Source organism: Acetivibrio saccincola (assembly GCF_002844395.1).
Classification (GTDB): Bacteria; Bacillota; Clostridia; order Acetivibrionales; family Acetivibrionaceae; genus Herbivorax; species Herbivorax saccincola.
Map to the genome: position 1 here is coordinate 1,497,815 of NZ_CP025197.1, position 21,443 is coordinate 1,519,257.

Consider the following 21,443-nt stretch of genomic DNA (forward strand, 5'->3'; position numbering starts at 1 on the left):
TTGGGGGGATATAAATGGCTAAAACTCCTGAAGAACTTTTAGAAAAGGGCTTTGAAGAGTATATAGAGGAGCATCTTTTAAAATCTGGATATATCAAGGGTAACCCTGACGACTATAACAAAGAATTTGCCCTTGACACTAAAATTCTGTTTGACTTTTTAGAAGATACCCAGCCCAAGAAAATGGAAAGATTAAGAGAAATTTATAAAGACCAGTATCAATTTAAGATTTTAAGCCGATTAAATCGTGAACTTAGTAACCGTGGTATGATTGATGTATTAAGGCATGGGATTAAAGATTATGGCGTATACTTGGACCTTGCCTATTTTCAGCCTGCCAGCAAATTAAATGATGAGATGGTAAAACTCTATGAAAAGAATCGGATATCCGTCACAAGGCAGGTACACTACAGTACCAAAAACGAAAACAGTATAGATATGCTTATCTGTGTGAACGGACTTCCGGTTGTTGTATTAGAACTTAAGAACCCTTTTACTGGTCAAACCTATGAAGATGCAATCATGCAGTACAAGAAAGACAGAAGCCCTAATGAACTGTTGTTTCAGTTTAAGAAAAGAGCCATTGTATTCTTTGCAGTAGATACTCAAGAAGCCTATATGACTACGAGGCTCTCAGGAGATAAAACTTCTTTTCTTCCATTTAATAAAGGTTGTGATGGAGGAAAAGGAAATCCAGACAATCCTGATGGCTTAAAAACGGATTATCTTTGGGAAGAGATACTTCAAAAAGATAGCCTGATGGACATATTAAAAAGATTTGTATTTATAGAGACTCAAGAAAAGAAAGACATAGACGGTAATACTTATACCTCGGAAACCGTCATATTCCCAAGATACCACCAATTAGATGTAGTAAGGAAACTGGAAGCCGATGCAAAAAAGAAAGGCGTAGGGACGAACTATCTTGTGCAGCATAGCGCAGGGTCAGGGAAAACCAACTCCATATCATGGCTTGCCCACAGACTTGCCAATCTTCATGATGATAATGATAACCCTGTATTTGATTCGGTTATTGTTATTACGGATAGAAGAGTTTTGGACAGGCAGTTGCAGGATAGTATTTATCAATTAGAGCATAAACACGGAGTTGTACAGAAAATAGATAAAGACTCAAATCAATTGGCTGATGCCCTGAAAAGTGGAACCAGGATTATTATCTCTACCCTGCAAAAGTTTCCTTTTATCATTGAAAAGGTAGGAGAGTTGGAAAATCGTGAGTATGCCGTCATTATAGACGAGGCTCATTCCAGCAGTGCAGGGGAAAATATGGCTTCATTAAGGGAAGTTTTGTCGACAAACAGCCTTGAAGAAGCAGCGAAACTGGATGAAGAGTTGGAAGGCAAGGAATATGACCCTGAGGAGGAAATTATAAAAACAATAAAGAAAAGGGGAAAACAGCCGAATATTAGTTTCTTTGCTTTTACTGCCACACCTAAAGCAAAAACATTAGAGATGTTTGGAACCATAGGTGATGATGGACTTCCTCATCCTTTCCATTTATATTCTATGAGACAAGCGATTGAGGAAGGATTTATCCTTGATGTACTTCAAAACTATGTAACTTATGAAACTTATTTTAAACTGGCAAAGAAAATTGAAGATGACCCTGCATTTGATAAGGCGAAGGCCACAAAAGCGCTTACAAGATACGTCAGCCTTCATCCTCATAATATCGCTCAAAAAACTGAAATTATGGTAGAACACTTTAGAAACGTAACCAGGCATAAAATAGGCGGAAGAGCCAAGGCAATGGTTGTAACCAGTTCCAGGCTTCACGCTGTACGATATAAACTTGCTTTTGATGAATATATAAAAAAGAAGGGTTACAAGGATATGAAAACCCTTGTAGCCTTCACAGGAACAGTAAAGGATAATGGAGTGGAGTATACTGAGAGTGGTATGAACAAATTTAAGGAGTCAGAACTTCCAGAACGTTTTGCCACTGATGAATATCAAGTACTGTTAGTTGCAGAAAAGTATCAGACAGGTTTTGACCAGCCACTTTTACATACCATGTATGTAGACAAAAAATTGTCAGGAGTCAAGGCGGTACAGACTTTATCAAGGCTTAACAGAACTTGCCCAGGAAAAGAAGATACCTTTATTCTTGATTTTGTAAATAAAGCAGAGGATATTCAAGAAGCGTTTAAACCTTATTATCAGGCAACTATTGTGGAAGAAGTAACGGAACCAAATATTCTATACGATATTGAAAATCAATTACATGCCTATGGAGTATATATAAAAGATGAGTTGGATAGGTTTAATAATATATATTTTAAACCGAAGGATAAAAGGACTTCTAAAGACAGGGCTATATTAAACCACTTAATAGATGTAGCAGTAGAAAGATTTAAAAAACTGGAAGAACAACGGAAGCAAGATTTTAGTGGCCAAGCAACGAAATACATAAGACTTTACTCATTCATACTACAAATTACACCTTTTGAAGATGTTGAATTACATAAGTTGTATGTATATTTAACATATTTGCTTAAAAAACTGCCAAAAGAAAAAGGTTCTACTATACATCTGGCGGATGAAGTTGCTTTGGAATATTATACTGTTAAAAAGACATTTGAAGGGAGCATCTCATTAACCCCAGATGATGAGAATGTACCAGTTACACCTGTAAAATTTGCAGGAACTGGGGTAAAGGAAGAACAGAAAGAATATCTGTCCAGCATTATTGAACGGCTTAATAAGCGGTTTGGAACTAACTTCACAAAAGCGGACCAGTTATCGGTAGAGCAAATAAAAGAGGATTTTGCCGCTGATGAAGATTTGGTTCAAAAGGCTAAAACAAATACTATTGATGATTTTAGATTTGCCTTTGAAAAAGTGTTTATAAACAAAGTGATTGACAGAATGGACCAGAATCAGGTATTTTTTACCCGTGTTTTAGACGATGAGCAATTTAGGAATGCCCTTATGGAGTATATGCTGGTCGAAACTTATGAGAAATTAAATAGTATGGTGAAGTAAAGGTGACCAATAGATAGTGTTTAAAAGCATTTTACTTATGGGGGAGCAATATGAGTTTTGATTATAAACTTCTTGGTAGAAAGATAAAAGAGGCAAGAGAAAGCCTTCTTATTGAAAAAGACGAAATTGCTAAATATTTAAGATGCTCAGTTGAAGAGTATGAAAAAATCGAAAGTGGTGAATTAAATAGCATAGATGGAGATACAATCATAATCATTTCTCAAGTGTTAGAAATGGATTTTAGATAGTTTGTCTCTGGTGATTATGTATCTGCAGAATCACAGGTTAAGGAACTTTTTAGGCAAAATGGAGATATAACTAAGAATGATAGAAAAGCGATTCGGAAATTTATTAGACTATGTGAAGAAAAACATAATTTAGAAGATTTGCTATCGAGACAAAAGCCTATGCCATATGATTATAGTAAATATGAATTTAAAAGTGATAATCATAAATACCAGGGAATAACTGCTGCGTATTTAGAAAGAGAACGTCTTAAAATTGATGATTCTATCAATGATATCTATGGCCTTTTGCGAAAACAAAAGATTCATATTTTTAGAAGAAAACTTGAAGATAGCGACATTTCTGGTGTTTACATAAAACATCCAATTGCTGGGCATTGTGTACTTATTAACTATTCAGATGATTTATATAGACAGAATTTCTCTATGGCACATAAATACTGTCATGTCCTTTTTGATTCTGGCAAAGAACAATCAATTACATATTTTAACAGAGAAATGGATTATGTAGAAATCCGTGCAAATAATTTTGCGAGTAATTTTCTGCTTCCTGACAAGGGAATAGAATCAATTAATACTGATATTTCATACGAAGAACTAATAAAGATAATTTTAGACATATGCAATCACTATAATGTTAGTAGTAAAGTTGTAATATATAGGTTAAAAGGAAAAAGGTTTAGTGAGAAACTTATAGAAAGACTATTAAAAGATGAAAGACTCATTATATCAAAGTCTGATAAGATTGACCCCGAATTGGTTGGAGCATCAAAAAATCTTCATGAAAGATTGAAAAAGATTATTGAAAGTGGAATTTCACTGGAATTTATAGAGTTGGTAAGAAACGCTTATCAACAGAATGAAATATCTTATGGCAAAATGCTGGAATGCTTACAAATGAATATTGAAGATGCAAAACAGTTGATTGACTTATGGGATGTTTACATGGAGGTGTGATAATGAGCAGTATCGCTGTTATTGATACGAGTACGTTGATAAATTTAAAGAATATTAAGTGTAGTAGTTTAATAGATTACTTAGAATATTATTTATGCACTACTATTTATGTTATACAGGAAATTGAAAAAGGAAAAGAAGATACCAAAAATTTTTATAGACAGTTAGTATCTAAAAATAAAATCAAACATGTAAAACTATCTATTGAAGATTTAATAGAGATGGCACAAGTTCCAGAGCATAAGAAAAGAATTAGTAATGCAGAGTTGTCATGTTTTGTTAAGGCCAAAAACTTTGGATGTATAACTTTTTGTGATGATAAAAGAGCAATAAATTATGCTAAAAGATACATAGAGTTAGGCGAAATTGTTGGAATAATTCATCTTATAAAAGAAGCATACATTAGAGGATATATTGGAGATAATGAAGTATCAACCTATCAGAATAGATTGAATAAGAATAAATTTAAAATACAAGGGGATTTGCTAAGCGAAGTTGCTGCAGAAAAACTTAGACTTCTTATGGAAGGCAAAGCGATATCATAGATGAGTTAATATTTATGGAAAAAATACATTATATGAAAGAAGTAAAGTCAATTCTGTCAAGATATAAAGTGGATAGAATTGACTTGTTCATTATTATGCCTAATAAATATAAGTTTTCTTCAGAGGGCATTACATTTTTTCATTAACTTATGATAAGTACAAGTCTAATTGAAAAATAATGATTGTTTAAAGAATAGAGGAATAGTTAAATAACATTTGCAAATAACAATAAATTGCGCTATCATTCTGAGTAGGATATAAGGAATTTAGATTTAAAGGATTTAGGTTGTAAGAAATAAAACACGGATGGAGGCACATCTCCTTTACGGCCAGTTTCACAACTGGAATTAAACGAAAGGGAGATGTGCCTTTTCACTTATTTATAATAAATATGTGGTGAAGGATATGATGTTGTATTTTCAGAAATAGCAGATATGAAATTTAACAGACGATGCTATCTTTGGAAGAGAACTTTATTTTATTGTTAGGATTTAGAGGGTAGAGTATAAAAATGCAGTTAAAGGGGATGAAAGAATGCTTACGCTTCAAGAATTCGTACAGAATATTTCAGAGGATTTTAAGAAAGTATTTCCTGAAGTGAGGGTAGAAGATAGGTTTATCCGTCTTGGGACAGGAGTAACTCATGTGGAATTGCCAATCAATAGCATGTATAAAGAATACCAAGTTACGGATTATGAAAGTATAAAGAAATTATATATAAAGATTTCAAATGAAATATTAAATCAATACAAATTTAAAGTAGACTACAATAATGTGTATCCATTGCTTAAAAGCAGGGAGTTTGGGAAAGGGGAAAAGAATTTAGGGTTTTATAGAGAGCAAACCTTTGCTGATATAGACACATTTTATGTATCAGATGAAGGGGAAATTTTTAGATTTATTCTGAAAAGTGATGATGTAGAGTTTCACAGGGTGAAAAGGGCAGCGTGGGAAAACTTGAATAAGATGGCCAATCCATTGGTAAAGTTGGATAAGACACTTGATATTTTTTGCCTGAAGTATTCTACAGACTATAATTCGACCCTGTTGTTAAGTACTGCACTACAGAATCAGATATGCAAAAAGATAGGGCGGGAATATCTTTTTGCAATTCCTTCTTCAACTACACTTATCATAGCCAAATTTCGTCCTGAATATATTTCGATAATAAAGTCATTAATGGCAATAGACACAGACACGAACAGAATTTCGGATAAAGTGTATCAGTATAAAAATGGGATATTTGATATTGCATCGGTTTGAAAAGTATATTTATATTAAGGAAGTATAGGAATAAGGGTTAAGTATTATTTATTGATACTTACGGTGATTTATTTCCTAATTTGTTTGAGTAAAAAGTTTGAGTTTAGGTATTTTGTATATTGTACTATACTAGTAATATATGGAAAGGAGATATTACAGTATGAATAAGGTTTTAATTGAATGTGATACTCTTATTGATAAATATAAATTAAATAAAGAAGGCATTATAAAACAACTAGAAACGATTAAAATAGAAAAAGACCAGAATTTTATAATTGCTTATGATAAGGATTTTAGGTTTACTCTAGTCGGTGAAATGAATATAAATAATAATTCAATAATTCTAACCAATGTTATAAAGGCCATTGATTTTAGGAAAATAGATAATTCAGACCTGTTCGAATTTATAAAGAGACAGGGGGTTAATAGGATTAAGGAATAAGACCTTTGCGGATAGGGTTTTCTATCCTGCAAGGCCTTATTTTATTAGCATTTGGGTATTTCACTTTTTACTTTTTCCATGAAAATTCTTATGGTGGGGATATTGTTCATCAGGAGTTGATATTTATCTGGTTCTATTTCCTGCTGAATCTGATTTATGTACTGTTCAATTGTTTGAAGGTAAGAAAGGGATAAGGAATCGTAGGTATTAGGAGAAAGGAAACAAGTGACTAATGCTGTAATTGCTTCACTTATTTCCCCTGAAGCCTTATCCCCCAAGATGCCCTTTGCAACCTGCTTCAGGTAATTTAGTTCCAGTCTGAAAACTTCTAAATTTATTATTATGACCACTCCTTCAGAAAATTTTGAGGTATTATACAGATGAGGACATTACAAATCAAAAAATCAGTGCAAAAATTTTATTTAAAGAATTAAGAATTTTAATTGTCTTGTAAGGTGTCAATTAAATAAATGTGGACATAATATATATAGAAGTTAAGAATTGGAATTATGCTTGAAAAAATCATAAGGATGTGATATCATAAGGGTAAGAAAGGCAAGAAAGGGGTTGTATAGAATGGCGACGGTAGTTAGCATTAAGGATTATAAATTAAATCAAATACCTAAACGGCAGGATGTTTCCACTCTTGATATGATATTCAACCCCGTTAAGAGAAGAAAGTTTTATGCAGATATCGATAAAGACTATGTAGAAACAGATGATGAAAAAGAGATTTTCGATGAAATGACTAAAAGGCGGAGGGGTGAGTAAGTTTTGCCCTGTCCAGCGTTGCCGAAAAATCCACAAAAGAGTACCCATTTTGAGAAGGGTTGCATTCACTGGTTTGATTTAACTGGTAATAGTGACCCTTCAATTGCTTCACAAAAGGCAAGACCATTTATAATTATTAGCAGATATAACCCTAAATCAAGCAGAGTTATTATTTGTCCAGTGTCAGACATGATACACTATTTAGAAAAAGATACATATGGCAATATAATACAACCGCAAAAATTAAAATATCCTTATCACGCACCATTGTATAAAAAGGATTACCCTTTCCTGGATAAGGATAGTGTCGTACTTCTTGACCAGGTATATACTGTATCAAAAGATGAACTGTTTGAAGACTGGTATATGGGACAAGTTGTAAACACAAGGGAGATAGATGAAGCAATTTTTTATAACTATGATTTATTTGCGTCTATTAATGAAGTTATTCAAGATTTGCTGAATTCCATTGAAAATATGCATATAGAAAAATACTCTAGAAAGTAATTTGAACTAAATTCAAGAATAGAAAACCAAGGGCTAATCAGTAGGACAAGTTCTTGGTTTTATTATTTTTACTTTATATATTAGTTAAAGTAGGATATAGGCTTATGTTTTAAGGATTTAAGGAATTGAAAGTTCATTAAAGCATTAAAAATATTGCATTAACTTTATGTCAGATTTGGTTATTAAAAAATTGTGTTTATATAATGTTGAAGTAAAATGATATGGTAAAACAGACGTTGAATCGCAGGAGGTTATACAGAAATGGCGTAAAATGACTAAAGACGATGTTATCAGTGGCAAGAGTATTTAGATAAGTATTTTTATACAAGACTAGGAGGGAAATTATGTTCTATAATGCTCGATTAGAAATAAGTAAAGAAGTATGGTCTCAAATACTCACAGACAGAGAAGTTACTACAGAGTCTGACTTGAATATTCTAAAAATTGTGTATGAGAGTAAAAACCATGAGATAGGAGCATCTGAGATAGCCTCAAAGTTAAACATTCCACATCATGTGTTAATCAACTTACAGATAAGCAGATTTAGCAAACGTGTAATTCATAAAACAGGAGTCCAGCCACCTTTGAGAAGAGACGGAAAACCTAGATGGTGGCACGTTCCTTTTTTAGGATATAAAAAAGCAGGAAAATTTCCTTGGATTATGCGTCCTGAACTGGTAATTGCCTTTGAGGAAGTTTTTGGTCAAAGTAATACTGAATTAGTTTATTCTGAAGAAATTACTATTGAAGATATTTCTTCTCTATCCGAAGGTACAGTAAGACAGGTTTTTGTTAACCGTTATGAAAGAAATAGAAAGGCAAGAAGTATATGTATCGCCCATTATGGCAGCAAGTGTGTCGTTTGTGGTTTTGATTTCGAGAAGACATATGGACCAATAGGTAAGGATAAAATTCATATACACCATTTAATACCTTTGTCTGAGATACAAAAGGAATATGAAGTAGACCCTATACGAGATTTAAGACCAGTATGTCCTAATTGTCATCTTATAATTCACAGCAAGAGAGAACCTTTTACAATTGAAGAGGTAAGAGAAATGATTACTATGTCCAATAACGGTTAGTAATTGTCTAGATAATGCACATTTAAACAGGCGAAAATGATAAATATTTTCGGGTTGGGATAAACGTATTTAATTTAAGGAGGTCCAAAACGGTGTTTGAGATAGGAAATATAAATGCTCAAAATAAGCAGGAGTTTTATAAGCAACTAAACACATATCTCATTGGTTTAATTAGTGAAGAAACAGACTGGCTTGCAGGTATCTCCAATGCATCCGCTTTACTGTATCTACTACTGCCTGATATTAATTGGGCAGGATTTTATTTATATAAAGGTGGAGAATTAGTTTTGGGACCATTTCAGGGGAAACCAGCCTGTGTCCGTATTGCTTTAGGAAAGGGAGTCTGTGGTACTGTAGCAAAGACAAGAAAAATACAGGTGGTGGAGGATGTGAATGAATTTCCAGGTCATATTGCTTGCGATGCTGCATCCCAATCGGAAATTGTTATACCCATTATAAAGAATGATAAATTGATAGGTGTTTTAGATATTGACAGCCCTGTTAAAGCCAGATTAGATAAACAGGATTCTGAAGGATTAAGCAGTTTTGTAAATATTCTAAATCAGTATATTGACTGGCCAGAACAGTTTGAATAATCAATAAAAGGGCAAGCAAATAGAACAAATAAAATATTATAAAAATGCACTTGAAATTATCAATAAAACTTGAAACATACTTTAATCCTCTTTTATTATTTCTTTAAATTAATAGGAATTCAGCATTCTATAAAGGATAAATGGACTAAGAAAAGTACTTTGCTGAAATATCCGCTGGAATTTAATATTGAGGTGAAAAGTATGGAAACAGCATGCCAGATGAATAATTGTTTTAGTAAGTGCTTTAAAGAAAAATTATTAAATACTGAACTGGGATTTTTAATAAAACAAGAAGGGGTTAAAGAAGGTATAAAGGAGGCAATACTAATACTTTTATTAAAGAAAGCAGATACTCTGCCAGACGATATTTATAACAGTATTATGAATCAGGAAAATCAGAGTACTTTGATGGAATGGGTAAGACTGGTTTCGGAAACACAAAATATGGAACAGATAAGAAAAGTAATAAATGGGAAATAAAAAATAAGCCTTCACGGCTTATTTTTTTTGCCCACCTTGCTCTTCTACAACTGCCTTAATCAGTTTCACAATCAAGCGTAAATTATCCTCGGAGCAGTCTTTAAGAAGATTTGCTATTTCATCTTTTATGTATTCTCTTGATTTATATAAAGAATCATATAAGACAAAATCGGGGGTTATACCGAGAGTGTAGATTTTCATTTTAATTTAGGTAAATCTACCCTTATTTTATCACATTAAAATAGGTGAAAAAAATTTTTAACCCTACCGCAATTTGAAAAAATATTTTCACTTTACAGTAGGATTATTTTTTATAATATATTGCGGAGGGTGATGTAAAAATGCAATATATCTTCAATGTTCATGAAGGAATTCATGAATATATTAAACTTGGGAGAAATTATCCTTTTCCACCGCCACCAACTAAAAGATGTCACAATCCAAAATGCAATAAATTAGTTAGTTTCCGCAAACATGGCTTCTATGAAAGATATTATTACTCAAAAGAATATAAAGGGAAAATAGTAATCAGACGCTATATATGTCCTCTATGTGGATGCACCATATCATATATTCCTAACTTTTGTTTACCCGGATTTATTAATGCAATAAATCATATTTTTGAATACATATATAATTTATTTTATCGTAAAGGTAGTATTAATTCAGTTATAAAACAACTAAATCTAAAAAACAACGTACAGTTTTCAAGGCAAATTCTATACTATTACAGAAAAAAATTCATTAAAAATCTCAATACAATACAAAATGGATTAAGACAAATAATACACAAAGTGAAATTACCGGATGAAACTCTTGGAAACACAGAAAAAGCAAGAAACGTTTTAGCAATAGTAGTAAGAGAATTCCCCAACATTCAACTATTCTCTCAAAAATACTATCAAGCTACCGCTAAAACATTTCTTGAAACAAGCAATAATGTCTTTGTACTATAATCAAAAAATTACTCCGGTTATTATCCTTGACGAGGTACAGATGCTGTCAAACAGCATACTTGAAGAATTAAGGCTTTTATTTAACTTTAAAATGGACTCTGAAAATCCTTTTATATTAATATTGTCGGGGCAATCGCAAATCAGGAACAAATTACAGTTAGCGGTAAATGCACCTTTAAAGCAGCGTATAGCCGTAAAATACGTAATGCAGGGGTTAAAGCCTGAGGAACTTTCAGACTATATTTTTACAAGGCTAAAGTCTGCCGGTTTACATGAAAATATATTTACCCAGGCTGCAATTGAAGCTATTTATTCTGCATCAAAAGGCGTACCCCGCCTTGTTAACAGTCTTGCAACCTCAAGCCTTATGTATGCTTGTTCAATAAAGCAAAAGCATGTAGATGAAGAATTTGAAAATTTGATTATCGCGTTCCTATTTTAATTTGAAAATATTCACTAATTTGTGGTAAAATTGACCTAAAATAATTTGAAAATATTATCTAATTTAATTTGAAAATTTACAATATATTTAACAAGTTAAAAGGGATTGGTAGAGTACCTATTATTGCACAAATTGGTGGTTTTCGAGGACATCGGAGACGGGGACGTTATATGGAATTTACTATGTTCTGTTCCATACGAGGGAGAGTTTTGAGCGAGAGGCTTTGGAAAAGCAGAATAACATTATTTGTGAAAATTACAAATATTCACAGTAGATATATTTGGTTAGAGGTGAAGATATTGAGGGATCCTGATGTTGAAGCTATATTCAAATTTATAAAACCTGAAGATGGCGGTAGAAAGTTATGTGTATCTGGATATCGACCAGTACATAAAGTTTGTGAAAATTATTTAACTACTGGAATTCATCATTATTACGATAAAGATATTGTATATCCAGGAGAATTTATTTGGGGAACAATTACGTTTATTACACCAGAATACTACCCAAATTGTCTTTGGAAAGGCAAGATTATCACTATTCAAGAAGGTAGAAAAATTGTTGGGTATGCGGAGATCGTTAAGATATTCAACGAAATTTTAAGATCAGACAATAAAACTGAGCATGACAATGGTGTGTAGCCTAAGTTATTTGAGGCTCGAACATCCTTGTCCTAGTCTGGCTTTGAGGGACAGGGAACTCTACATGTCAAAGCTTATTCTAAAGGGTGTGGTGGAGAAAGGACATGAAAAAGGGTTCTGTAAGTTATCCCAAAAAAAAGCCACACCGTAGCTCTTCATCGGCTCGAGTGCACCGATAAATAAAGATTTTTTCTTTTTAGAGAAATAAAAAGATTTGCAGGACGAGGATAAAGCCAGACTTGGATGACGGAGTAAAAGTAAATTATGCCAAATTTTAAGGTGTTGAGATACCTAAGGGAGAAGGCAAGAAGCCAATGATAACCGGGAGAATTCAGGATATTGCAGAACAGATAATGGTTGTTATAAAGAATAATATGCTTGTTTTATCGGTGATAGACGGATTGAAAAGAAAAAGAAGAATATCCAATGCTTGTTATTAGAGAGGCTGTTGTAAATTCCCTTGTACATAGAAATTACAGCATCAGCGGTTCTAAAATAAGGGTGTTAATGTATGACGACCGGATTGAGTTTAGAAGCCCGGGACGGCTTCCTAATACGGTTACAATAGAAAAAATGAAAATTGGTGTATCCTATGCCCGGAATCCTTTTCTTGTTAAGTATATGGAAAATATGATATATATTGATCAGCTGGGAAGAGGAATACCTATGATACTGAAGAAAATGAAGGAAGCAGGCGCAAAAGAACCATTACTCATGGAGCAGGGAGAAGAGTTTGTTTTAATAATATACAAAGCATAGATTTTTTAGAGTTTGAAAATGCAAAGATACTAAAACTGAGTAATAATATTTTTTGATAAATACCAATTAGAAGAAGCGGATACTCAATCCAGTTACCTTATTTATATACCTTTTGGAGAACCAAGTCTTAGGGAGAATTATAAGGTATACAAAGAAACATTACCTGAAAACCTTCAACTTAGGGCGGGAGAATAACCGGTAAAAATATACTGGGCTTATGACAATGAACTTTCAAAGGATTAAGGTCTTAGACAAACAAGATATAAAAACGGAACAGGATAACAATTTTTAACAATTTTAAAAGCTTGTTTTTTGTCCTTTAGTAATTTAAAATTATAGGAAAAAGATTATTTAGAAAAGGAGAGAGAATATGTTTAAAAAAGCAACATGTATTTTACTTACAATCATACTAATTACGTCATTTGTAACATTTCAGGCAACAGCACAAGAACAGAATATAGTGGTTAAAATTGATGGTGAAGTGGTAGAATTTCCTGATGCAAAGCCTTTTATAGACGAACAATCCAGAACATTATGCCCTATCAGATTTATTGCTGAGAATTTGGGTGCTGAAGTTTTATGGAATAATGAAGACAAAACGGTATCAATTAAGAAAGATGATACTGATATCCTGCTAAAGATAGGTGACAACACAGCAGTGGTTAACGGTGTTGAAAAAACATTTGATACATATCCCCAGATTTTTGAAGACAGGACTTATGTTCCATTGAGATTTATAAGTGAAACACTGGAAATGGACGTTGATTGGGACGGTGAAACAAAAACAGTTATAATAACAACCCCGGAAAAATTAGCTGAACTCAGTACAGAAGAACACTTTGACAGGTACTTAACTGCCATGGAGAAAAATAAAGGTTTTAGAGGTGCCGTTTTAGTTGCAAAGGAAGGGGAAATACTCTTTAATAAGGGGTATGGATATGCAAATTATGAAGAGAAAATAAAAAATACCCCTGATACCTTGTTTGCAATAGGCTCTATAACAAAGCAATTTACAGCAATGGCAATAATGCAGCTTTATGAAAAAGGTCTTTTAGACTTGGAGGATGCTGTTTCAAAATACTTACCTGATGTTATTGAAGGCGATAATATTACTATCAGGCATCTTTTGACCCATACTTCAGGATTGGTTAATTATACTGATTTTCTTTTGGAAATGGTAGAAGCACCGGAAGATACTTCAATTGATTTTGTTTTAGGTTTGTTTAAAGATGAACCTTTAATATTTGAACCCGGTACACAGTGGCAATACAGCAATTCCGGGTATGTGCTTCTTGGATATATTGTTGAAAAAGTAAGTGGGGTAAGTTATGATGAATATTTAAAAGAGAATATATTTAAACCCTTGGAAATGAATAATACAGGAACTTATTATGATAAAATGGAAGAAGATTATGCAATTGGCTATATGGGGATTACTGAATTAACCCCTGTACATGAAGATGAGATTGTATTAAAGATTGCATATGGGGCAGGAAATATTTTATCAACTGTAAATGACTTGTATAAGTGGGACAGGGCTCTTCAAACAGAAAAGCTTGTGAAAAAAGAGACTTTAGATATGATTTTTGACATTCAAGAAAAAATGCCGGAAAGTGATATGTATACTTTTGACGGGTATGGATTTGGCTGGTTTATTGAAAATAATCCGGAGCTTGGGAAAATTGTATCCCACGGAGGAAATACGCTGTCCTATTCAGCCCAGTTATCAAAATATGTGGATAAGGATATTACCATTATAATCACAACAAATGCCGGAAGTTATGTATTAGGTCCCGTTGAAGAGACTCTTGTGGATATTTTAATGGGAAATAGCTATGAATTGCCGGAGAGTTTAGTTGAAATAGAGTTAGATGCTGAGGTGTTAAAGGAATATACAGGTATTTATGAATATACAAAAGGTTTTAACATAGTTATTACAGAAAGTGAAGGTCAGCTGTATGCCCAGCTTCCTGGACAGGTAAAAGCAGAAATATATCCTAAGTCCCAAACAGAATTTTTCTATAAAGTAATAGATGCAAAAATTACATTTAATACAGATGATAATGGCAAAATAACTGGTCTTGTCTTTGAACAGGGGAATACGATTCTTGAGACCACCCGTGTAGGGGATGCTCCACAGCGGGAGATTGCAGATATAGATAAAGAAATATATGAAAAGTATGTGGGCGAGTACGAGATAGAAAATATCGGAATAATTACAGTATCAGTAGAAGATGAAAAGCTGTATGCGCGTCTTACAGGGCAGGTTAAATTAGAAATACTACCTATGTCCGAAACAGAATTTTTCTATAAAGATATCCAGGCTGAGATAGATTTTGTTGTAGCCAATGACGGAACGGTGAAGGGTTTAGTGCTAAAACAAGAAGGACTTATGTTTATGGCAAAAAAAATCTAGGAAAAGATTGGATAAAGAACAATTTTAAAATAAAAAAAGTGCTGTGATTTTTTAAAATCACAGCACTTTTTTTGAATCGATTTGTAAGCGTCAAATAGAATAGAACATAATAACAAAATTAGGCTTCTTTACTTTTTCTTAACCATTTATTAAAAGCGGCCGATATTCTTGTTCTGAATTCATCATCCGTTAATTCCTGATTGATAATATTTTCATATGTATAATCTATGGTATTGACAAAACGATCCGCAAGCGCCGGATTCTCATTTTCCATGTAGGGAAAATGCTCTATTACATAGGCATCATAATCCAATTTGAAAAAATAACTGTCTATCTCTCCATCTATGAAATCTTTAATAAAACCTATCATAAACGATGTGTGTTTCCCGATTTTCATTCCTCTTCCTCTTAACCACCCCGCAGACGTCTTTTAACAACTTGAGGTCGGTATTTCCCTTTACAGTGATATGGCAACAGTTAATTTCTATTGATATGCTTTCATCCGGACGTTGTGGTTTTTCCGGGTTCAGCCTAATCCATCCATCCGGTACATTCTTTGTGGATTTCTCTGCTATTGTTAGTTCACTTAAGGCTTTCTCACGTAATTTCCATTGCCAATAAAAATATGCGTATCTACTTGTTCCTGCATCTTCACAGAACTTCTTGATACTTTTCCGCTCTCGTCTCTGGCCTTTATTATTTGTGCCCATTGACTCAACCGGTATTCATTTGCGTCTTTCGTGTATTCATACAATCGCTCCTATCTTGGTTGAAAAAGTTTTTACACTTTTCGCACTTTGCACACTTTTTGCACTTTTTTAAAGCTTTTCACAACATTTTCAACCGTTTTTTCATGATTGTACTACTTTAAATTCAATTAATCCATGTACGAATCAGTTTGCCGCTTACAGATATTACAAGCTCAAACTTCAAATAAAGATTTTGTAATATCTGCAAATTTACCTAGTGCAGTAGTTAATTATTTAAATTCCGGTAAAGATAATTTAAAGTTTAAAATAAGGGAAACAAATAATAAAAATTATGTTTATAATGAAGTAAAACATAAATTTCAATACAGAATAGACGTAGCAAGTAGGAAAATTTATTTAAAATTTCAACCTCAATTTAATGTTAGACGAGGAGAAGATTTTTGGGCAGGTTCTATACATGAAGAAGTAATACCTCTTCTTCCTGTTGTTCAAGAAGGATATGGAAATGCTATGTTTGCTGTATATACTAGAAATCCTAGAGTTGAAACAGGGGAGTTAGAATATGGATTAGATGATCCTAGAAAATTACAAGATCCTGACGAAATAAGGCTTAGTGGATCCGATGGACTTTTATAAGATGATAAAACTTATATTTTTTCAAATGGTGTAGAATTTCAAGGTGGAGACTATCAAATAGGGGACGGAACTTTTACAGGCGGTGGAGCAATGGGTATAGAGTTCTTTTTTTGTTTTGATGTAGAATATTATGCTGGTTTTGATGGAGATTTTGAAATACATATAGACGGACAGAATAAAACAGATTCAAACCATAATGTAGAAATGTCGGATACTGATTATGGGAAAAGAACATATAACCCTACACTTAAATACGTAGGTCCTACAGAGGGAATAAGTAAAGTAGAATGGAAAGATAATTTTGGTTTTACATTTACAGCAAATGCTCCAAATTTTAGTACGCAAGGACGAGCCATAGGAGATGAATATCCAGGACAAAAAAATACTTATAATATGAAAGTATATTATACAAATGGTGACACATATCCTGGAACAGGAGAAGGATAGTGGACAACGCTCATATGAGAAACTAATTAAAGCTGGAGAATTAAAAGTAGTTTGTTCAACTACTTTTAAAAATTCAAATACAGAAAATATAAGACTATAAATGATATCTTTTACGAAAAACATTCTATAGAAGTCTAAAAAATAAAAACAAGTGAAAACCGCCTGTTAGTAATGTATAATATAAATTGGTATAAAAAACAAAAAAGAAGTTTACATGGGAACTATAGATAAACACGTAGAGTTTTTGAAAAATATCTTAATTAGTGAAAGAGAGAATATAAGAGTATATAAAAATGTAAACAAAAACCACAAACAATACGATAAAAACATTAGATGATAATAAATACATTTAAATTCTAAAAGCAAGAAATTCAAAGTTTTTTAATATACAAGTATATTCTTTTGAAAAATTCATATGGAGGTTTGAAAAAATGAAAAAGATTGCTTTTATACTAGTACTAATAACAGTTGTAAGCACAATACTAACAGTAAATATTTTTGCTGCAAAAATACCTCTTCGTGTGGTGGTAAACGGCAGCAAGATAAACTTTCCGGATGCTCAGCCCTTTATTGATGAAAATGGCCGTACACAGGTACCTGTAAGATTTGTAAGTGAGGCATTAGGAGCAGATGTAGGATGGGACGGCAAAACAAAGACGGTCACTATAGAGCAGGGAAAAAACAAGATATCTTTGGTGGTAGGAAAATCAGAGTATACAGTTAACGGCAAGACAATGGAAATGGACACAACTGTGCTTTTATTGGAAGACAGGACATTTGTACCTGTAAGGTTTGTAAGTGAGGGTTTAGGTGCAAATGTTGAGTGGAATGCTTCAATAAGAACGGTGTATATAACAACGGGAGGAACCGTTCCAACTCCGACTCCGGAAGAAGGAGAAGTAAGGTATTATGACGGCATTGCCTTTAATCCTGCAACAGATGTTGATGAATTTGGAAGGATGACAATAGAGAAGTCTCAGGAGTTTTTATTAAAGATGGCGGATCAGTTGTCATTTGTTAAGGAAAACGGCAAGTATTATATTGTAGGCGAATATCCAGAAATACCGGAAGAATTTGAATGGGCAGTAGGGATTGGCATAATTCTTAAAAGCGGAGGAGTACGGAATTTTTCAACCGGAACTGCCCGTAAAGATTATCTTATACCGAGAGAAGGAAGTTTTAAAAAGGATACAACAGGATTGATAGATATAAATGATATTGAAGGTTTTAATATAGTTATTGCAGTACAAAATAAAGAAATAAAAAGGGATTTGGGAAGATTAAGTATTTCATATATAATTCATGGAACATTTTATGATGGCACAACAAAGAGAGCAGTCTTTATTCCAGAGTCAGGTGCAATTTCACGAATATCTTATACCGATACTTTTAATTTTGAAAAAATGTTTCGATGGTAAAAGATAGGTGAAAACAATAGTGAGAAACAAAGGGTTTTTTGCAGTAATATTCATAGTTTGCATAGTTTCCGTTGTGTTTTTAATTAATGATTATGTAAAAGCACAAGAAATTAATATTGAAATTCTAATTGATGGAGTAGATGATGTACCAAAAGTTGGACGTATAGGTGAGCCCATTAAATTTGAAGAATATATTGAAATGTGGCATAGTAGCGGTGGGTACTGGAAGTATAAAGATTTAATAATTTACGATAAAAGTTTAAAATATGATTTAGAAGATGAACGAGGATTTGAAGATGCTTTAATAGATGCTACTAAAGGAGAGTTTGCTTTTGAATATGAGCTGGATTCTGAATTATATGAAAAGCTGATTAATACTGAAAATTTAAAAGTGGTTTGTTCAACTACTTTAAAAGATCCAGTAACTGGAGAATACAAGGCTATAAATGACATTTTTTATAAAAAACCTTCTATAGAACTCAAAAATGGAAAGATATATTTCAAAGGTAAGCCAAAACTGAATTTTTATAAAAAAGAAAGAATTACTTTTGAAGATATTATCGATGACGTACTCGAAGTACAAATTCCATTTGTTGACCCTGACTATGGTATGAACCTTTATGCCATTTGGAGTAGAAATTCCGGTGGAAATAAATCAGTTGGCTTGGGCGGTGCATGGGGTTACTTTAACAAAGATGATATATTTGCCACGCCTAATGTACCTACAATAGATGAAATAAAACATTTAGCTGACATACCTGATATAGAAAATTACAGCCACATCCTTGATATACCCAATATAGATAAAATCCTTGAAAGACCAATACAGGAACTTGGAGCAATTGCCCCTTCACAAATAAAAGACTCCTCAGGACACCTTGTGGAGGGATTTAAACTTGTATGCGGAGGAAAGGTATATGTTTCCGATGAATGCTCCGTTGGTTCAGGAACATTTAAAAATGGCGGGGCTGTGGGCTTTCGTTTTGACTATCCAATTGTACTGACCTTTTATGCACCGGGAAATGACCTGTCTGCAAATTTTGAAGAAATACCTTCAGGTGCTGTAAAAGACAGCGAAGTTTTAGTAAGTGTCGTAGTTAATTCCACCTTTGAAGAAGAAATAAAAACAAACTATGAGTGGGAAATTACAGATAAAAAAGGCAATAAAATAAATGCTGAGTTTTTAGGAAATGCTTCTGAAAAACAGGGTGAAGTAAAAATACCGGCAGGAGGAGAAGCACTGTTTTATGCAATTTTTAAAATGCCGGAAAGTGATGTAAGAATACAGTTTAAAATAAATGAAAACGGACAAGAACCTGTGGAAAAATATCTTAATAATAATATTTTGGACTCCGAGTCTTTTGCAATACACTTGGTGAAAAAGTATGAAACAGAAAGGACATTTGATTTACCATATAATGCACTGTCAAGAAAAATACGCTTTCCTTTAGCTGAGGACGAAGACATCACCGCCCATTTAACTAAACCACGGGGGGAATGGAAAAAAGGAAGCCTTGCTACAGGAAGTTTAAACATAGAGCAAAAAGATTCTCAAATATTAAAAGGCATTAAACTATTCAAATCATATAGCCCAAAAACAATTGGTGTTAGTGAAAACAGCGATACGATAGTATTAAACCCTGATGTAACGGCAACTGTTGAAAGACCTGTTTTTGGAGATGACCCTTTAAAGAAGAAGTGGCTTAATTTACCTGATCCTAGAAAACCCAAGGTTTTAGACGGGGAATTTACATACGGTGGAGAGGTAAGAAGGACATATGTTTACAAAAGAGATACCGGTTTATATGACGAAGATGAAATAGAAATTGAAGGAGTGGCAAAGGCGCCGTTTAATCCAGGAAGTGATAGAATATTTATAAATGCTTACATATATAACGGCAAAAAGGATTTAAAACCACCAAGTTTTGAAAATAAAATAGAGAACAACGGAAACATGTACTTGCAAAAGAGCCTATTATGGCAGAGTGAACCTTACCCTTTTGATGTGATAAGATGGATGTGCCACATAGATGAAAACGGAAGAGAACATAATTGGACTGCTGTTGACGGACAATACAAAAGAACTTTCCTCCAGCAAAACAGTGCCAATATAAAAGTTGAAAGGATAAGAACGATGGCAGATGAATACTACCAGGGAAGGGATGCGGCAGAAAAGGGTATAAACAGAAAAGACCTGTATGACAAAGCCGTATTTGCAACGGACAAGGAACTTCAAAGATTTGACTATCCTATAAAATCAGGCTATTATTTTAATCCTGCAGGTGAATATAAAATCACCCTTGAGACTGTGACATATAAGCCTGTAGCTGGGAAAACAAAAGACCATGAGAATTTAGTCAACGCCCTTATTAATTCCTTCAGGTACGAAACGGATTTAATATACATAACCGATAGAAGGGAAGCAGTTAATATAAACAACAATCCTGTAAAAAGCATAGGAGGAAAACTTGAAAAAGAGCCGGGGGCAGTATCGGTAATGAATAACCAAAGCGTCAACGGTATAAATCTTTTAACTATAGATACATCTTATAAAAGTGATTTTGAAGAAGTAAAATACAGCCCTGTAAGCGGTGGATTTACAGATGAGCGTTGGAAGCAGGTTATGGAAGGCTACAGTGAATCAGGTACTTTAGACAGCAGGGATAATTTTAAATACAGGGAATATGTAAAAGAAGGCCAGAGCATGTACAAAATAACCGAGACTACGGAAATCACAATTAAAGTAAACAAAGACAATATAAATTTTTATACCCATGCACATATGCCTGACGGAGAGTACTACATAAGGGTATGGATGGCGGATATAAACCTTGCAAGTAATAATTTTACAAGCATAAATAATGCATATAATTCATTAGGCACTTTAAAAGGAATAGTACCTTTAGATGAAATTATTATTACAGTAAAAGGCTCTATGCATGATGATACAAATTAATTAAAGGTAAACAAATAATTAAATATTTTACTAAAAAAAATAACTGTTGCTATTTAGGCGGCAGTTATTCTTTTTATATAAGACGGATATTTAACTTTTAATCAATATTCAAAATACATGGGTTTTTTTAAAATGCACAAATTTTATATAACGGCTTCAAATAAAA

General features: G+C 33.1%; 25 protein-coding genes. 21 read left to right on the forward strand and 4 right to left on the reverse strand.

Annotated elements, in window-relative coordinates:
• The first annotated feature begins 14 nt into the window (after positions 1–14).
• The 6 genes from HVS_RS06600 (at position 15) to HVS_RS06625 (ending at position 6,457) form a co-directional block, all read left to right on the forward strand.
• Complete coding sequence (locus HVS_RS06600) at positions 15–3,005, forward strand: type I restriction endonuclease subunit R (protein ID WP_101300420.1); 2,991 nt, start codon at positions 15–17, stop codon at positions 3,003–3,005.
• 50 nt (positions 3,006–3,055) lie between these two features.
• A complete protein-coding gene (locus tag HVS_RS06605; RefSeq protein ID WP_101300422.1) occupies positions 3,056–3,253 on the forward strand; it encodes a helix-turn-helix domain-containing protein in 198 nt (65 codons plus the stop codon).
• A 159-nt stretch (positions 3,254–3,412) separates the two neighbouring features.
• Positions 3,413–4,207 carry an ImmA/IrrE family metallo-endopeptidase gene (locus tag HVS_RS06610; protein ID WP_101300424.1) on the forward strand — a complete coding sequence of 265 codons (795 nt, stop codon included), beginning with the start codon at positions 3,413–3,415 and terminating at the stop codon, positions 4,205–4,207.
• Positions 4,208–4,209: 2 nt separating this feature from the next.
• Positions 4,210–4,752 (forward strand): PIN domain-containing protein, encoded by a 543-nt coding sequence (locus tag HVS_RS06615; protein WP_101300427.1) that lies wholly within the window; start codon positions 4,210–4,212, stop codon positions 4,750–4,752.
• 534 nt (positions 4,753–5,286) lie between these two features.
• Positions 5,287–6,015, forward strand: coding sequence for a DUF1444 family protein (locus HVS_RS06620; protein WP_101300430.1), 729 nt, complete (start codon positions 5,287–5,289; stop codon positions 6,013–6,015).
• A 160-nt stretch (positions 6,016–6,175) separates the two neighbouring features.
• Positions 6,176–6,457 (forward strand): hypothetical protein, encoded by a 282-nt coding sequence (locus HVS_RS06625; protein ID WP_242971702.1) that lies wholly within the window; start codon positions 6,176–6,178, stop codon positions 6,455–6,457.
• Between the two features lie 44 nt (positions 6,458–6,501).
• Here HVS_RS06625 and HVS_RS06630 read toward each other — a convergent pair whose 3' ends face one another.
• Positions 6,502–6,807, reverse strand: a complete 306-nt coding sequence (locus HVS_RS06630; protein ID WP_242971703.1) for a hypothetical protein — start codon at positions 6,805–6,807, stop codon at positions 6,502–6,504.
• 226 nt (positions 6,808–7,033) lie between these two features.
• Between HVS_RS06630 and HVS_RS06635 the strand changes: the two genes are divergently transcribed.
• From HVS_RS06635 to HVS_RS06655, 5 genes are all read left to right on the forward strand, one after another.
• The gene (locus HVS_RS06635; protein WP_101300434.1) at positions 7,034–7,228 is read left to right on the forward strand and encodes a hypothetical protein; all 195 of its coding nucleotides are present in this window, start codon (positions 7,034–7,036) and stop codon (positions 7,226–7,228) included.
• Between the two features lie 3 nt (positions 7,229–7,231).
• A complete protein-coding gene (locus tag HVS_RS06640; RefSeq protein ID WP_101300436.1) occupies positions 7,232–7,735 on the forward strand; it encodes a type II toxin-antitoxin system PemK/MazF family toxin in 504 nt (167 codons plus the stop codon).
• Between the two features lie 344 nt (positions 7,736–8,079).
• Positions 8,080–8,820: an HNH endonuclease gene (locus HVS_RS06645; protein WP_101300438.1), complete on the forward strand. Its 741-nt coding sequence runs from the start codon at positions 8,080–8,082 to the stop codon at positions 8,818–8,820.
• 92 nt (positions 8,821–8,912) lie between these two features.
• The gene (locus tag HVS_RS06650) at positions 8,913–9,416 is read left to right on the forward strand and encodes a GAF domain-containing protein (RefSeq protein ID WP_101300439.1); all 504 of its coding nucleotides are present in this window, start codon (positions 8,913–8,915) and stop codon (positions 9,414–9,416) included.
• Positions 9,417–9,608: 192 nt separating this feature from the next.
• The gene (locus tag HVS_RS06655; protein WP_159063412.1) at positions 9,609–9,896 is read left to right on the forward strand and encodes a hypothetical protein; all 288 of its coding nucleotides are present in this window, start codon (positions 9,609–9,611) and stop codon (positions 9,894–9,896) included.
• A gap of 18 nt (positions 9,897–9,914) precedes the next feature.
• Here HVS_RS06655 and HVS_RS06660 read toward each other — a convergent pair whose 3' ends face one another.
• Complete coding sequence (locus HVS_RS06660) at positions 9,915–10,097, reverse strand: hypothetical protein (RefSeq protein WP_101300443.1); 183 nt, start codon at positions 10,095–10,097, stop codon at positions 9,915–9,917.
• Positions 10,098–10,237: 140 nt separating this feature from the next.
• Between HVS_RS06660 and HVS_RS06665 the strand changes: the two genes are divergently transcribed.
• From HVS_RS06665 to HVS_RS06685, 6 genes are all read left to right on the forward strand, one after another.
• Positions 10,238–10,852 (forward strand): hypothetical protein, encoded by a 615-nt coding sequence (locus tag HVS_RS06665; protein WP_101300445.1) that lies wholly within the window; start codon positions 10,238–10,240, stop codon positions 10,850–10,852.
• Positions 10,821–11,294, forward strand: a complete 474-nt coding sequence (locus HVS_RS06670) for an ExeA family protein (protein WP_242971704.1) — start codon at positions 10,821–10,823, stop codon at positions 11,292–11,294. Before HVS_RS06665 ends, HVS_RS06670 begins: the two co-directional genes overlap by 32 nt.
• Before the next feature lie 209 nt (positions 11,295–11,503).
• Positions 11,504–11,935, forward strand: coding sequence for a hypothetical protein (locus tag HVS_RS06675; protein ID WP_207654805.1), 432 nt, complete (start codon positions 11,504–11,506; stop codon positions 11,933–11,935).
• A gap of 314 nt (positions 11,936–12,249) precedes the next feature.
• Positions 12,250–12,375, forward strand: coding sequence for a hypothetical protein (locus HVS_RS17540; protein WP_273065401.1), 126 nt, complete (start codon positions 12,250–12,252; stop codon positions 12,373–12,375).
• Positions 12,362–12,694 (forward strand): ATP-binding protein, encoded by a 333-nt coding sequence (locus HVS_RS06680; RefSeq protein WP_235827789.1) that lies wholly within the window; start codon positions 12,362–12,364, stop codon positions 12,692–12,694. The genes HVS_RS17540 and HVS_RS06680 overlap by 14 nt, the downstream gene beginning before the upstream one ends.
• Positions 12,695–13,064: 370 nt before the next feature.
• Positions 13,065–15,110, forward strand: a complete 2,046-nt coding sequence (locus tag HVS_RS06685) for a serine hydrolase (RefSeq protein WP_101300450.1) — start codon at positions 13,065–13,067, stop codon at positions 15,108–15,110.
• 118 nt (positions 15,111–15,228) lie between these two features.
• Here HVS_RS06685 and HVS_RS06690 read toward each other — a convergent pair whose 3' ends face one another.
• A complete protein-coding gene (locus HVS_RS06690; RefSeq protein WP_242971705.1) occupies positions 15,229–15,423 on the reverse strand; it encodes a hypothetical protein in 195 nt (64 codons plus the stop codon).
• A 40-nt stretch (positions 15,424–15,463) separates the two neighbouring features.
• Positions 15,464–15,820 carry a hypothetical protein gene (locus tag HVS_RS06695; RefSeq protein WP_101300456.1) on the reverse strand — a complete coding sequence of 119 codons (357 nt, stop codon included), beginning with the start codon at positions 15,818–15,820 and terminating at the stop codon, positions 15,464–15,466.
• 174 nt (positions 15,821–15,994) lie between these two features.
• Between HVS_RS06695 and HVS_RS06700 the strand changes: the two genes are divergently transcribed.
• The 4 genes from HVS_RS06700 (at position 15,995) to HVS_RS06715 (ending at position 21,277) form a co-directional block, all read left to right on the forward strand.
• Positions 15,995–16,456, forward strand: coding sequence for a hypothetical protein (locus tag HVS_RS06700; RefSeq protein WP_101300458.1), 462 nt, complete (start codon positions 15,995–15,997; stop codon positions 16,454–16,456).
• Positions 16,457–16,546: 90 nt separating this feature from the next.
• The gene (locus tag HVS_RS06705; RefSeq protein WP_101300460.1) at positions 16,547–16,903 is read left to right on the forward strand and encodes a hypothetical protein; all 357 of its coding nucleotides are present in this window, start codon (positions 16,547–16,549) and stop codon (positions 16,901–16,903) included.
• A gap of 431 nt (positions 16,904–17,334) precedes the next feature.
• Positions 17,335–18,321: a copper amine oxidase N-terminal domain-containing protein gene (locus HVS_RS06710; protein ID WP_101300463.1), complete on the forward strand. Its 987-nt coding sequence runs from the start codon at positions 17,335–17,337 to the stop codon at positions 18,319–18,321.
• A 19-nt stretch (positions 18,322–18,340) separates the two neighbouring features.
• Complete coding sequence (locus tag HVS_RS06715) at positions 18,341–21,277, forward strand: hypothetical protein (RefSeq protein ID WP_101300468.1); 2,937 nt, start codon at positions 18,341–18,343, stop codon at positions 21,275–21,277.
• Positions 21,278–21,443: the final 166 nt, after the last annotated feature.

What these genes read in the sequence shown, in the direction of transcription:
- HVS_RS06635 (WP_101300434.1), top strand. Translation starts at nt 7,034, where the DNA reads ATGGCGACGGTAGTTAGCATTAAGGATTATAAATTAAATCAAATACCT.
- HVS_RS06705 (WP_101300460.1), top strand. Translation starts at nt 16,547, where the DNA reads ATGGGTATAGAGTTCTTTTTTTGTTTTGATGTAGAATATTATGCTGGT.
- HVS_RS06620 (WP_101300430.1), top strand. Translation starts at nt 5,287, where the DNA reads ATGCTTACGCTTCAAGAATTCGTACAGAATATTTCAGAGGATTTTAAG.
- HVS_RS06710 (WP_101300463.1), top strand. Translation starts at nt 17,335, where the DNA reads ATGAAAAAGATTGCTTTTATACTAGTACTAATAACAGTTGTAAGCACA.
- HVS_RS06605 (WP_101300422.1), top strand. Translation starts at nt 3,056, where the DNA reads ATGAGTTTTGATTATAAACTTCTTGGTAGAAAGATAAAAGAGGCAAGA.
- HVS_RS06615 (WP_101300427.1), top strand. Translation starts at nt 4,210, where the DNA reads ATGAGCAGTATCGCTGTTATTGATACGAGTACGTTGATAAATTTAAAG.
- HVS_RS06680 (WP_235827789.1), top strand. Translation starts at nt 12,362, where the DNA reads ATGCTTGTTATTAGAGAGGCTGTTGTAAATTCCCTTGTACATAGAAAT.
- HVS_RS06600 (WP_101300420.1), top strand. Translation starts at nt 15, where the DNA reads ATGGCTAAAACTCCTGAAGAACTTTTAGAAAAGGGCTTTGAAGAGTAT.
- HVS_RS06660 (WP_101300443.1), bottom strand. Translation starts at nt 10,097, where the DNA reads ATGAAAATCTACACTCTCGGTATAACCCCCGATTTTGTCTTATATGAT.
- HVS_RS17540 (WP_273065401.1), top strand. Translation starts at nt 12,250, where the DNA reads ATGATAACCGGGAGAATTCAGGATATTGCAGAACAGATAATGGTTGTT.
- HVS_RS06665 (WP_101300445.1), top strand. Translation starts at nt 10,238, where the DNA reads ATGCAATATATCTTCAATGTTCATGAAGGAATTCATGAATATATTAAA.
- HVS_RS06685 (WP_101300450.1), top strand. Translation starts at nt 13,065, where the DNA reads ATGTTTAAAAAAGCAACATGTATTTTACTTACAATCATACTAATTACG.
- HVS_RS06700 (WP_101300458.1), top strand. Translation starts at nt 15,995, where the DNA reads ATGTACGAATCAGTTTGCCGCTTACAGATATTACAAGCTCAAACTTCA.
- HVS_RS06645 (WP_101300438.1), top strand. Translation starts at nt 8,080, where the DNA reads ATGTTCTATAATGCTCGATTAGAAATAAGTAAAGAAGTATGGTCTCAA.
- HVS_RS06610 (WP_101300424.1), top strand. Translation starts at nt 3,413, where the DNA reads ATGCCATATGATTATAGTAAATATGAATTTAAAAGTGATAATCATAAA.
- HVS_RS06695 (WP_101300456.1), bottom strand. Translation starts at nt 15,820, where the DNA reads ATGGGCACAAATAATAAAGGCCAGAGACGAGAGCGGAAAAGTATCAAG.
- HVS_RS06625 (WP_242971702.1), top strand. Translation starts at nt 6,176, where the DNA reads ATGAATAAGGTTTTAATTGAATGTGATACTCTTATTGATAAATATAAA.